We start from the raw sequence: 12,851 nt of genomic DNA, 5'->3' as shown, positions 1-12,851 counted from the left end.
TGTAATAACGGTTAGATTTTGTTGCACTAGATTGGTGCGGTGTTGCGGGGTGAATGTAGGAGGTCAGTTTCTGGCTGAAGAGATCTTCCATTGTTATGAGCCTTGGGGTAGGGGCGTTTTTCGGAAGGTTAGCGAGGCTTTTGCTCTTGCACTGGTTTGGGGCATAAGGTGAGTATCTACAAGGTGGATTAATTCCACCAAAAATACCAGCTGTCGTGGTTGATTAGCATAGATGCGAGTTTAGCGACGCTTTCTACGCCTTGGTCTACGATGTCGTTGCAGTAAGCGTATTGCTGCCAAGCGAGTGCCATCGCGTCTTCTTCGGTTGTAGGTGGATTGCTAATATGGGCTTCGATCAGGTCATTGCTGACGGCAACGATCTGTGCGCCGTACGCTTGCTGCCAGTGTTTCCATATAGCGCAGTGGATATCTGGGGTAGGGCATTGGTTCCAGCCGCCAAAATTGAAGTAAGCAGGTATTTTCCAGTTACGATCTGTCTTTATTTTTGCGCCGATTAAGTCGTTGATCGGCTCGCCCGTCATAATGTCTTGGGCTAGGCTGAAGCTTTGCTTCTCTTTTGATTCGCCTTGCCAGGTGCCGGTAATTACGGGGAGGTCAATTTCGCCTTTTAGTGCATTGAGCTGTTCTGTTAGCCAGATGTTGGGGTTGATCAATATTGAGGCTTTGATGATCTCTTTTGGACTGTTCTGGCGGGATTCTATGGCGTCTTCGATGTAGGTTAGATCTTCTTGGGTACCGCAGACGATAACCTTGGTGTCTTTGCCGCAGGATTTAATTGCTTTGTTATAAGCGGTTGTGGCGTCAAGGTTAATAAATTTCATAGGGTGGCTCTAAGTTTTTATCGATGTTGGTGAATGGAATATACAAAAAAGCCCGATGATTTCTCATCGGGCTTTTTGTTGTGCGTTAAGTAATTAGATTACTTAGCTGCATTGCGTGCTTTAACGTCAGCAATAACAGTTTCTGCAACATTTGTTGGACAAGCGCTGTAGTGAGAGAACTCCATAGAGAACTGACCACGACCGGATGTCATTGTACGTAGGTGTCCGATATAACCGAACATTTCAGATAGTGGAACGTCTGCTTTAATACGTACACCAGAACCTGCTGCTTCTTGACCAGAGATCATGCCGCGACGACGGTTAAGGTCACCGATAACATCACCTACGTGATCTTCTGGCGTGAACACGTCAACTTTCATGACAGGTTCAAGAAGCTGTGCGCCTGCTTTAGGGATAGACTGGCGGAATGCGCCTTTTGCAGCGATTTCGAAGGCTACAGCAGAGGAGTCAACCGCGTGGAAACCACCGTCGAAAAGCTCTACTTCAACGTCTAGTACTGGGAAGCCAGCTAGAACACCCTGTTCCATCATGCTGCTGAAGCCTTTCTCAACTGCAGGGAAGAATTCTTTAGGTACGTTACCACCAACAACCGTTGAGGTGAACGTGAAGCCAGAGTTTGGCTCACCTGGTTTGATGCGGTAATCGATTTTACCAAACTGACCAGAACCACCAGACTGTTTCTTATGGGTATAAGAATCTTCAATCTCTTTAGTGATTGTTTCGCGGTAAGCTACTTGTGGTTCACCAACAATTAGGTCAACGCCGTAAGTACGTTTAAGGATATCTACTTTGATATCTAGGTGAAGCTCGCCCATACCACGTAGGATAGTCTGGCCGCTGTCTTCATCAGTGTGTACTAGGAAAGTTGGGTCTTCTGCAACCATTTTACCAATGGCGATACCCATTTTCTCTGCGCCTGCTTTATCTTTAGGCTCAACAGCGATAGAGATTACTGGCTCAGGGAATACCATAGCTTCAAGCGTACATTCATGTTTAGGATCACAAAGTGTGTGACCTGTCTGTACGTTTTTCATACCTACGATAGCGATGATGTCACCCGCTTGAGCGGATTCAAGTTCTTTACGCTCGTCGGCTTCCATTTCACACATACGACCTACACGTTCAGTTTTACCTGTGAACGAGTTAAGGATAGTGTCACCTTTCTTCAACTTACCGGAGTAGATACGGATAAAGGTAAGGGCACCGAAACGGTCATCCATGATTTTAAATGCAAGGGCACGGAATGGCTCGTCAACAGATACAGTTGCTACTTCACCTGTTGGCTCACCAAGTTCATCAGTTAGATCCTGTGGAATAACTTCTGTCGGTGCTGGTAGGTAATCTACAACAGCATCAAGGATTAGCTGGATGCCTTTGTTTTTGAATGCAGAACCACAGTATGTTGGGAAGAACGCTAGTTCAAGTGTACCTTTACGGATGCAACGTTTGATCTCTTCAGTAGAAGGTACTTCGCCTTCCATGTAAGCCATCATTAGGTCGTCATCTTGCTCAACCGCTGTTTCAACAAGTTGATCGTGGTACATGTCAACGTCATCTACCATATCGGCAGGTACATCTTCAATTTTGAAGTTTTCAGGAAGACCTGTGTCATCCCAAACGTAAGCTTTTTTGCTAAGAACGTCTACAACACCAACAAAGTCATCTTCACGACCGATTGGTAGTGTCATAACAAGAGGCTTAGCCGCTAGTACGTTTTCAATCTGGTCGACAACTTTATAGAAGTCAGCACCTAAACGGTCTAGTTTGTTTACGAAGATGATACGGGATACGCCGGATTCATCTGCATAACGCCAGTTAGTTTCTGACTGAGGTTCAACACCACCAGAACCACAGAATACGCCGATGCCGCCATCAAGTACTTTAAGAGAACGGTATACTTCAACAGTGAAGTCAACGTGTCCCGGAGTATCGATTACGTTCATACGGTGATCTTTCCAGAAAGTGGTGATCGCCGCTGATTGAATAGTAATACCACGCTCAGCTTCCTGCTCCATGAAGTCAGTAGTTGACTCGCCTTCATGGGTTTCGCCTAGCTTATGGATTTTACCTGTAAGCTTTAGGATACGTTCTGTTGTAGTGGTTTTACCCGCATCTACGTGCGCGAAAATACCAATGTTTCTGTACTTGGATAGGTCTGTCATCTCTTTACTCGACTATGTGAGGTCCTAAAATTGCGCGTCAGTATACAGTCTTTTTTATTACTTTTCGAAGAAAAATTACAAGTAAATGGGGCTTTTGATTAGTTTTTTTTATCTTAAAAGTTTATTACTAAGTTGATGCGAGAAACTATGGCGTTTTTAGCGTATTACAAAGGGGACAGAGAGAGGAATGCGAAGGCTGTTTTTAGTCTGCAAAATAGGCTGATTTTTATAGTGCTGTTCTTTAGCTGTTTACGAAGGCTATGTGTGAAGAATACTGCGTTTGGTCAATTTATTTATGATTTGAGCTTTTTCTCTGCTGGTTGAGTGGTGCATGAGTATCCATGGGTCGCTATAATGCGCCCTCATTTTAGTTTGTATAGTAGTGAGTCAATATAGATGGATGCTCTTGATGAGATCAAAGAATTTTTAGCTTGTGAAACTCCTGATTTATGGATTCAGGCGGCACTGGCCAATCAGGATATTTTATTGATCGACCATGCGCACTGTGAGAAAAAAGCGGCTTCTACTGCAATGCGTTTGATGTTTCGTTATGTTGACCGTGTTGATCTGCTTAATAAAATGTCCCGTTTGGCGCGAGAGGAGTTAATCCACTTTGAGCAAGTATTAGCGATTATGCAGGCGCGAGGAGTGGTTTACACGCATCTTTCGTCGGCGCGCTATGCGGGTGGTATGCTTAAAAAGGTGCGTACATATGAGCCCGGCCATTTGATTGATTTACTTATCGTAGGGGCTTTTATTGAAGCGCGTTCTTGTGAACGTTTTGCCAAGCTTGCGCCTCATTTAGATGATGAGCTGGCTAAGTTTTATCGCTCATTGCTTAAATCGGAAGGGCGTCACTATCAAGATTATTTAGGTTTAGCTGAAGAGTATGCAGGTGAGCCTATTGAGGAACGTATTCAGGTGTTTCGGGAGGTTGAACAAGGTTTAATTGAACGTGACGATGATGAGTTCCGCTTCCATAGTGGTAAACCTACTTTCATCTCTTGATATTTATCGCTGTATAAACGCTTGCGAGGCAAGTGTTTATTGTAGGCAGTGGACTCGCTGACTGCCTATGGTTATTTAGCTATTTCAAAACTGATTAGTTGGTAGCCGTCGTGATCCACTTTTAGATACCAGCCTAAAGATTCCCAATCGCCTAAGACAATTCTCGTCGCTTCATTACCTTCTATTGTTAGCTTATGTATAGCTGGTCGATGGGTATGGCCGTGAATCATAAGTTGAACATGCGCATCGTTAAGCCGTTTATTGACTTCATCCGCATTGACATCAGTGATGTAATCATCTTTTTCGGCCGTGCGTTCTTTACTCGTTGCCCTAAGCTGTTTGGCTAAGGCTATACGTTCTTCTACCGGTTTACTGAGAATCTGCTGTTGCCATGCGGGGTTGCGCACCATTGCGCGGAACTGCATATACTCTTGATCATCAGTACAGAGTTGATCGCCATGCAGGATAAGCGCGTTGCCAATAGGTAGTGAATGAACTATCTGTTCAGGTAAGAGCTCTGCGCCGATACTATCGGTAAATGCTTTGCCGACTAAAAAGTCACGATTGCCATGCTGAAAGTAAATTTTGCAGCCGGAGTCGCTAAGTTGTTTCAGTTGAGAGACTAAAGGCTCAATACCGGGCACAGGAGCATCGTCACCGATCCAAGCATCAAAGATATCACCTAACAGGTATAGGGCTTCAGCACCTTTGGCTGTGTGTGATAGGAAAGATGAAAACGCCCGAGAGAGATCCGGGCGTTCAGGTTTCAGATGTAAATCTGAGATAAAATAAACCGACATGCTTACTCTTCGGTACTTGCTGCTTCGGTTTCAGTTGTTTCGTCAACCAGCTCGGCAGATTCAATGATGATGTCTTCAACAGGGACATCTTGATGGCCTGCGCGCATAGTTGTCGCTACAGTTTTTAATTTGTTAACAACATCCATCCCATCTACAACTTTACCGAAGACTGTATAACCCCAACCTTCTGTTGTTTTAGCTGAGTGATCAAGAAACGTATTGTCTGATACGTTAATAAAGAACTGTGCAGATGCGCTGTGAGGATCCATTGTCCGCGCCATTGCTACAGTGCCTGTTGAATTAGAAAGTCCGTTGTCGGCTTCATTTTCAATTGTTTCGCGGGTTACTTTTTGAACCATGCCCGGTTCAAATCCACCGCCCTGAAGCATAAAACCGTTAATTACGCGGTGAAAAATCACACCATCGTAAAAACCATCGGTTACATATTGTTCAAAGTTTTCTGCTGTTTTTGGGGCTTTTTCGTAATCAAGCTCTAAGGATATGTCACCAAAATTGGTATGGAGAATTATCATCGTTATAGTGTCCACTTCTTCGCCTTTAACCGGGACATTATACTCAAGTCGAAAAGAAACGCATCCTTGTTTGTTCTTTAGGAGTAACTCTAAAGGCAATAGTTGCTTCTATATAAGGGAAGAAACCAAATAATCTAAAAATAGATCAATTTGTTTGTTTGTTCTCTGCCATTTGTATAGAGCATCCGTTTATAATGGGGCAACTTTTTACTCGCCTTTAGGTTTATCCATATATCAGGGCGATACAGAATTCATGCTATTCCAGGATTAAGACGCTACCTATGAGCACAACAGAAAGCAGCAAACCAACGAACTTCATCCATCAAGTGATAGAGCAGGATCTGGAGCAAGGTAAAAACGACGGTAAAGTGGTTACCCGTTTTCCTCCAGAGCCCAATGGTTACTTGCACATTGGTCATGCTAAATCTATCTGTTTGAATTTTGGAACAGCAGAAAAGTATAAGGGTGGATGTAATCTACGTTTTGATGACACAAACCCAGAGAAAGAGAGCCAAGAATATATCGACTCCATTATTGAAGATGTGACTTGGCTTGGATTCCAGTGGCAGGGTGATATCTGTTATACCTCTAATTACTTCGATCAACTTTATGCTTGGGCTGTGCACCTTATTAAAGAGGGTAAAGCTTATGTATGTGATTTGGGGCCGGATGAAGCGCGTGAGTATCGTGGTAACTTCACTACACCGGGTAAAGATAGCCCTTATCGCAACCGCAGCGTTGAAGAGAATCTAGCGCTGTTTGAAAAAATGAAAAACGGTGAGTTTGCTGAGGGTGCTTGCTCTTTACGTGCAAAAATAGATATGCAATCACCTAATATGAACCTGCGTGATCCGATGATCTACCGCATTATCCATACCAGTCATCATCAGACAGGGGATAAATGGTGTATCTATCCTATTTATGATTTTGCCCATGGCCAATCTGATGCCATCGAAGGTGTGACACACTCTATTTGTACCTTAGAGTTTGAAGACCACCGTCCACTTTACGAATGGTTTCTTGAAAACTTGCCGGTTCCTGTTGTCCCTAAACAGTATGAGTTTTCCCGTTTAGAGCTGAACTACACCATCACGAGTAAGCGTAAGCTTAAACAGCTGGTGGATGATAATAAGGTGACGGGTTGGAATGATCCACGTATGCCGACTATTTCAGGCTTGCGTCGTCGTGGTTATACCCCTGCATCATTGCGTAACTTCTGCGACATGGTCGGTGTTACGCGCTCTAATGGCGTGGTTGATATGGGTATGCTTGAAGCTGCAGTGCGCGAGGATCTGGATAAAAATGCACCTCGAGCTATGTGTGTTGTGCGTCCATTAAAAGTGACGATCACTAATTATGATGAGGCGTTGGAGGAGTGGTTTGAGCTACCTAAACATCCTAAAGATGAAACTATGGGTATGCGCAAAGTTCCATTTACACGTAATTTGCTGATAGAGCAGGATGACTTTGCCGAAGTGCCACCACGTAAGTGGAAACGTTTAACTCAAGGTGTAGCTGTTCGTTTACGTGGTGCATACGTAATCACTTGTGATGAAGTGATTAAAGACGCAGAAGGTAATGTAGTAGAGCTGAAATGCTCATACGATCCTGCGACTAAGGGCGCTAATCCTGAAGGTTATAAACCTAAAGGGGTTATCCATTGGGTGTCAGCTGATAACTCTGTCCCATGTGAAGTACGCGAATATGATCGTTTGTTTACAGTGGAAAATCCAGAAGCTGATAAAGAGCGTGACTTTAATGAATTTATCAATCCAGAGTCACTCGTGGTAGTAACTGGCGGGCGCTGCGAGAGTGGTTTAGCGGATGCGGCAGTTGAAAGTCGCTACCAATTTGAACGGACTGGTTATTTCTGTGTTGATGCTGATTCGACCGCCGACAAATTAGTCTTTAACCGCACTGTGACCTTACGAGATTCTTGGGGTAAGTAAAACACTTGCTCTAAGGTTGGGTGCACGATAAAAAAACGGTCTCTTTAAGAGGCCGTTTTTTTATGCACCTATCAGGCTAGCTCCGATTGAACAGTTAAGCATTAACGCCCTCACGGCAGGCATTGAGCAGGCGTTCGGAAAACTCATCATCGTTAATTGCACGAGCAATAGCTATGCCGCCAATCATCAATACGGCTTTTTTTATGGCTTCGTTTTCATTTAACGCCATTCCATGTTCATTAAATTCATGAATGTTATCAATAAAACCTTTTAGCACTCGGGTATAGGTCGACCGTACGTTGTTATCACGTTGATGGATGTCGGTGGTTAAAAACGCAAGGGGACAAGAGAACTCGCCTTGTCGATGTTTATCGCTTAAATAGATTTCAATTATATCAGCAAGCTTAAAGCCAGATCGCTCTATCGTATGCGCTTTAGCAAGGTGGGCGGCACTTACAATAGCTTCGGCATAGAGCTCACTTTTAGACGTAAAGTGATTGTAAAATGCGCCTCGTGTAAGGCCTGCATGTTTCATTACATCATTAATCGCTACATTATCAAACCCCTGTTTGGTAAAGAGTTCGGCTGCGCTGCTGATGATTTTTTCGCGGCTTGTGTTTTTCTGTTCTATTGTCCAACCCATTAGCTATCGCTCCTCGCTTGCGTTAAATGAGTATGGCATAGGTTTAAAATATGTTCTTGAACATATAGTGGTAGTTACTACAGTGGTACCTCATTATTCATAAAACTGGAGTACAGTTATGACCGCACCTATTAAAATTTACGGCCCCTCTTTTAGCACCTTTGTACGTAGTGTCATGATGGCCTGTGAACTTAAAGGACTCGCTTATGAGGTTACGACAGAGGTTAATGGTGAAGAGGTTGGCTTTCATACCGCGGGTCATAAAGCGATTCATCCTTACACTAAATTTCCTGTTCTATTAACGGAGCAAGGCCCAATTGCTGAGACTGTCGCAATTTTGCATTACTTAGAGAATGCATACGGTGGTACGCCCCTTTATCCAACAGATGCTTTTGCCCAAGCACAGGTTGAGCAGTGGAGTGGCATTAGTGGCATTTATGTGGATTTTGATATTGTTCGGAAAGTGCTTTTGGAGTTTATTTTTCCTAAAGGTGAAAACGGTTCAGTCCGTATGGATAAAGTAGAAGCGGCACTGCCTAAGGTTGAAAGCGCTTTGGCGATTGTTGCTGAACAGTTAGCCGATCAGCCTTATCTTTGTGGTGATGATCTAACGGCAGCCGATTTGATTTTGATTCCAATTATCGACTACATTGAAAAAGCGGATGTAGGTAAGCCCCGCGTAGCTGAGCATGCAAATCTATTAGCCTATATTAATAGAATACGTAAAGAAGCATTCGCTAAAGATATTCTTAGCTAGAGTATTCCCTTGTAGGAGGTCAGCCACTGGCCGAAGAATGGTGTTTTGATTGGGTTTTGAGGTGTGATTTATTCGGGTGCTTTTTGTGGATTTTTACACGTAATTCTTTCGCTCACAGGGTGGGCTCCTACACTGGGCGTGCACGTAGGAGGCCAGCCTCTGGCCGAAGGGTTATGTGATATCGGGTTAAGTGCGTAATTTATTCAGGTGCTTTTTTCGGATTTCTGCACGTAATTCTTTCGCTCACAGGGTGGGCTCCTACATTGGGTGTGCATGTAGGAGGCCAGCCTCTGGCCGAAAAGATCTTCCATAGATTGTATGTGCGCTTCCTTTCCGAATGCTATAAAATCCGCCCCCTGAATATTTTTGTTCGGATTTAGGTAGGTTTTTCCTACATCTCGTTTGCTACGTGGCCTGAAGGGCTGCCTCTATTTTGCGTTGGGATTACGCCCCAATTAGCGGAGTTTATATGTCTAATCAAGAACAGCTAGGCAACAATATTGTTGTTTGTGCTCTGTATAAGTTTGTCACTTTAGAAAATTATGAATCTTTACGTCAGCCCCTGCATGATTGCATGGTCGAGGCAGACGTTAAGGGTACCTTGCTGCTTGCGGTGGAGGGGATTAACGGTACGATTGCTGGTACACGTCAGGGAATTGATGCCGTGCTTAATTGGTTACGCCAAGATGAGCGTTTATCGGATGTAGGGTATAAAGAATCATTCGATACCACTAACCCTTTTATGCGGACCAAGGTTAAGTTAAAGAAAGAGATAGTCACAATGGGAGTTGAAGGTATCGACCCTAAACGTGTGGTAGGCACCTATGTGAAGCCGAAAGATTGGAACGCGTTAATCTCCGATCCTGATGTTGTATTAGTTGATACACGTAATGATTATGAAGTGGCTATTGGCACTTTTGAAAATGCCTTAGATCCCGAGACCAAAACTTTCCGCGAGTTTCCTGAGTATGTTTCTAATAACTTAGATCCTGAAAAGAACAAAAAAGTGGCGATGTTTTGCACCGGCGGTATCCGTTGTGAGAAATCTACAGCCTATTTAAAAGAGCAGGGCTTTGATGAGGTTTATCATCTTGAAGGGGGGATTTTAAAATACCTTGAAGAGGTGCCTGAAGCTGAATCTATGTGGAAAGGGGACTGCTTTGTTTTTGATGGACGAGTGTCTGTTAAGCATGGTCTTGAAGTTGGAGATTATGATCAGTGTCACGCGTGCCGTATGCCGATTACTGAGGAAGAAAAGCAGTTAGATAGTTACGAACGCGGTGTCAGCTGTCTTCATTGTATAGAAACCATGACTGATGAGCAGAAGAGCCGTTTCAGAGAGCGTGAACACCAAGTTCAGTTAGCGAATGCACGCGGCGAAGCTCATTTAGGTGGTGAAGTTCAGGATGCGGTTAAAGCCCATCGACAAGCTAAAGAAGCCTATCGCGAAGCGCAGAAAAATCGTTCTAATAGCTAAAGATTTACCTATAAAAAAACCACGCTATTGCGTGGTTTTTTTTATCTTTATAGATCACAAAAAACTTATTCTGCGCAACAAGGCTCGGCGATAATCTCTATTTTGTCGCCTTTAACTGCATGGAAAAAACAGTTGGAGCGTTCAGTATGGCAGGCCGGTCCTGTCTGATTGACTAGACAAAGTAAGGTATCGCCATCGCAATCTATGCGCATCTCGACCAGTTTTTGTACATGGCCAGAACTTTCCCCTTTACGCCAATAGGTTTGGCGGGAGCGGGACCAGTAACAGACTTGTCCCGTTTTTAAAGTTTCTTCAATTGAGGCTCTATTCATCCAAGCCATCATTAAGACTTCACCGGTTGCATTTTGCTGTGCGATGGCTGGAATCAAGCCATCCTCATTAAAACGTAAATTATCTAAGGCTGAGGTTAGATCTGTTTGAGCGCCTATTTTTGAGGACTCTAAATCGTAGTAAAAGTTGTTTTTCATAATCTCTTTCATCTATGCAAGCTGATCTTGTGCGCATCATATCACAAGGTGCTTTTTAGCTAAGGAATAAAGATTGAATTTTTACCTCATCTTGTACTCAAAGGATCAGATAGCCAGTGGATATGAAGATGAATATGCGTATTAGTTTGTTAGTGTTTGTTGTAACGGTGTTGATAACTTTATTGTTCGGGCGTCATTGTTCATCGTTTATAGATGGCCAAACTGATCGGCACGATGTCCTATCAACACAATCGATCTATGCGGATAATGGAAAAGCGAGTGAGCGAGGGGATTGTTCCTCCTAGCCCTACTTAGTGAATTCCACTAAACAAAAGTTTATAAAAGGAGGAGACTTATCCTTTTATAAACATCCGCAGAGTCGATTTTTTAGTATTTAAGCTCTGTTTAAGCGTCCTCAAGTGCCATAGAAGCCATCTTCATTGCACTTTCAAATGATTTTGCACCAGCAACAAATAGTCCATTATGGCAAAACATAGCATCATCAATACCGGTTACATCTTGAAGTGCCTTGTCAGATAAGCCAGCCCAAGGCTTAGGAAGTGATTTTCTATCTTCAAATGAACCTAATTCGACAGGTACCGTTTGAATTCTCCATTGACCCGAATCTGATGGATAAACCATATATAACGCCTCTTTAGATAAGGCGTGTACTGTTCTTTTCCATGGTGTGTATTTTTCTAATACGATCACTCTTGGATCTTCTGCATTCTCAATCGCTTCAGCCACAATTGACTTAGCGCTAATACCACCGTTAGTCGTTGCAATAAAGCGTGTTAAAACACGTGATGCAAAATCAACCGCTTCATCAAAGCAGCTATCAAAGTGGCTGTCTTCTTGCCATGTGGGGTTAAACATAGAGATTGTTTGGCTAAGGCTAATACCTGTCGCTACCCCCTCTACATGGCCGCAATCGATCGCATCAATGGTTGATACTAAGCCTGCATCGACAGAGTCCGCGACCTCTTGGTTCCCTTTGCATATCTCTAAACCATACTTCTGCCAAATCAACCCAAATGAGGAGTAGGGGATACCATTGTCGCGTGTGCCTGCTCCTCCCCGTTGATGATGATCAAAACGGCCTGTGTCTGGATCATATTCACCGCCAACATCAATCGCAAGGTCAGCTTTAGCGATCAGCGCCAAATCCCGTGTGCGTATCAGTGTAAACGCCGGGAAAATACTCTTAAGAGCAGCGATACTGAAAACATCATCTGCATGAAAGTTACCGCTGTGTGTTGCTACCGTTATATCAGTCATTGGTTTTTGTCTTATCAAAAAAGAAGAGAGGGCTGATTAAGCTTACTGTATGGCGGCCCATCTTGAGGGCGTTTAATCAGTAAAAATCATATGGGGCGATCCTATAGGAAGATTGCCAGTAAAAATAGGGGGGAGTTGTCTAAACACTAGTTTGGCTTAAAAAGTAGTTAGCAGTGCTGGTAACTACGGGAGGAATACCTGTCTTAGCCATTCCCTGATGGATGAAGTAATAATGGCCATTTGGGGCCGTGCAGAGTAGAACGGCCATTATTACGGAGTCATAGTAAGCAGATTGTTAGGCTTTTACATTATGATTAAATGGAAACCTATGCCTGCTATACCAGCGCCTAGATATCTTAAGAACTGGGCTCCATTTGAAAGCTTTGCGGCAATGATACCTATTAACACGCCCATAACATGAATACTCGCGGTACCTACAATAAAACCGAGTGCATAATACGCTGGGTTTGCTAAGTAAGGCATTTCAATGCCGTGTGCGTAGCCATGAAAAATGGCAAAAAAACCAACAAAACACATGGCTAAAATAGGTGCGATTTTTTTCTCAACTGTAAGTGATATACCTAAAACAAGCACGGAAATTGAGATGCCTGTTTCAACAGAAATTAAGGCAAAACCATTTAATCCTAGGATACCGCCCACTAACATTACGGATACAAAAGTTGTGGGTACTAACCATAGGGCTCGTCCGCCCATTTGGGCGCTAAGGATACCTACACTTAACATGGCTAGTAGGTGATCAAAACCAAGGACAGGGTGAGATAACCCCGCTAAAAAGCCTCCACCACTTGCTTGATGTGCAAAAGCGATGCTGGGAAGAAGCATGGAAAGAATAATGCCTGAGAGTGTTAATAATCTTTTCATAATGAGTCCTT

The 12,851-nt window shown here is 43.5% G+C and carries 13 protein-coding genes; 5 read left to right on the top strand and 8 right to left on the bottom strand.

Annotated features, from left to right (window positions below; translation table 11 throughout):
• Positions 1-188 precede the first annotated feature (188 nt).
• On the bottom strand, positions 189-842 hold the full coding sequence (locus Q4492_RS00640) for a DUF4253 domain-containing protein (protein WP_303415253.1): 654 nt from the start codon (positions 840-842) through the stop codon (positions 189-191).
• 98 nt (positions 843-940) lie between these two features.
• Complete coding sequence (fusA, locus tag Q4492_RS00635) at positions 941-3,025, bottom strand: elongation factor G (protein WP_303415251.1); 2,085 nt, start codon at positions 3,023-3,025, stop codon at positions 941-943.
• 396 nt (positions 3,026-3,421) lie between these two features.
• Between fusA and miaE the strand changes: the two genes are divergently transcribed.
• Positions 3,422-4,033, top strand: a complete 612-nt coding sequence (gene miaE, locus Q4492_RS00630; RefSeq protein WP_303415249.1) for a tRNA-(ms[2]io[6]A)-hydroxylase — start codon at positions 3,422-3,424, stop codon at positions 4,031-4,033.
• A gap of 71 nt (positions 4,034-4,104) precedes the next feature.
• Here miaE and Q4492_RS00625 read toward each other — a convergent pair whose 3' ends face one another.
• Complete coding sequence (locus Q4492_RS00625) at positions 4,105-4,833, bottom strand: UDP-2,3-diacylglucosamine diphosphatase (RefSeq protein ID WP_303415248.1); 729 nt, start codon at positions 4,831-4,833, stop codon at positions 4,105-4,107.
• Between the two features lie 2 nt (positions 4,834-4,835).
• Positions 4,836-5,366, bottom strand: a complete 531-nt coding sequence (locus Q4492_RS00620; RefSeq protein WP_303415717.1) for a peptidylprolyl isomerase — start codon at positions 5,364-5,366, stop codon at positions 4,836-4,838.
• Between the two features lie 281 nt (positions 5,367-5,647).
• Between Q4492_RS00620 and Q4492_RS00615 the strand changes: the two genes are divergently transcribed.
• Positions 5,648-7,315, top strand: coding sequence for a glutamine--tRNA ligase/YqeY domain fusion protein (locus Q4492_RS00615; protein ID WP_303415246.1), 1,668 nt, complete (start codon positions 5,648-5,650; stop codon positions 7,313-7,315).
• A 94-nt stretch (positions 7,316-7,409) separates the two neighbouring features.
• On the opposite strand, the gene Q4492_RS00610 is transcribed toward Q4492_RS00615, so the two are convergent.
• Positions 7,410-7,958, bottom strand: a complete 549-nt coding sequence (locus tag Q4492_RS00610; protein WP_303415244.1) for a TetR/AcrR family transcriptional regulator — start codon at positions 7,956-7,958, stop codon at positions 7,410-7,412.
• Positions 7,959-8,076: 118 nt separating this feature from the next.
• On the opposite strand from Q4492_RS00610, the gene Q4492_RS00605 reads away from it, so the two are divergent.
• Together Q4492_RS00605 and Q4492_RS00600 are read left to right on the top strand one after the other, a co-directional pair.
• Complete coding sequence (locus tag Q4492_RS00605) at positions 8,077-8,715, top strand: glutathione S-transferase family protein (protein ID WP_303415243.1); 639 nt, start codon at positions 8,077-8,079, stop codon at positions 8,713-8,715.
• 469 nt (positions 8,716-9,184) lie between these two features.
• Entirely contained in the window at positions 9,185-10,192 is a 1,008-nt protein-coding gene (locus Q4492_RS00600; RefSeq protein WP_303415242.1) for a rhodanese-related sulfurtransferase, read from the top strand.
• A 65-nt stretch (positions 10,193-10,257) separates the two neighbouring features.
• Here the strand turns inward: Q4492_RS00600 and hisI are convergent, their stop codons facing one another.
• A complete protein-coding gene (hisI, locus tag Q4492_RS00595; RefSeq protein WP_303415241.1) occupies positions 10,258-10,680 on the bottom strand; it encodes a phosphoribosyl-AMP cyclohydrolase in 423 nt (140 codons plus the stop codon).
• A gap of 128 nt (positions 10,681-10,808) precedes the next feature.
• Here hisI and Q4492_RS00590 point away from each other — a divergent pair, with 128 nt between their 5' ends.
• Positions 10,809-10,985: a hypothetical protein gene (locus tag Q4492_RS00590; RefSeq protein ID WP_303415240.1), complete on the top strand. Its 177-nt coding sequence runs from the start codon at positions 10,809-10,811 to the stop codon at positions 10,983-10,985.
• A gap of 100 nt (positions 10,986-11,085) precedes the next feature.
• On the opposite strand, the gene Q4492_RS00585 is transcribed toward Q4492_RS00590, so the two are convergent.
• Together Q4492_RS00585 and Q4492_RS00580 are read right to left on the bottom strand one after the other, a co-directional pair.
• Positions 11,086-11,958 (bottom strand): MYG1 family protein, encoded by an 873-nt coding sequence (locus Q4492_RS00585; RefSeq protein WP_303415239.1) that lies wholly within the window; start codon positions 11,956-11,958, stop codon positions 11,086-11,088.
• Between the two features lie 303 nt (positions 11,959-12,261).
• Positions 12,262-12,840, bottom strand: coding sequence for a HupE/UreJ family protein (locus Q4492_RS00580; RefSeq protein WP_303415237.1), 579 nt, complete (start codon positions 12,838-12,840; stop codon positions 12,262-12,264).
• Positions 12,841-12,851: the final 11 nt, after the last annotated feature.

This window comes from Neptuniibacter sp. 1_MG-2023 (assembly GCF_030547185.1).
Classification (GTDB): domain Bacteria; phylum Pseudomonadota; class Gammaproteobacteria; order Pseudomonadales; family Balneatricaceae; genus Neptuniibacter.
Note: the sequence above shows the minus strand (reverse complement) of the source record. Positions and strands in the feature narration are given on the sequence as shown.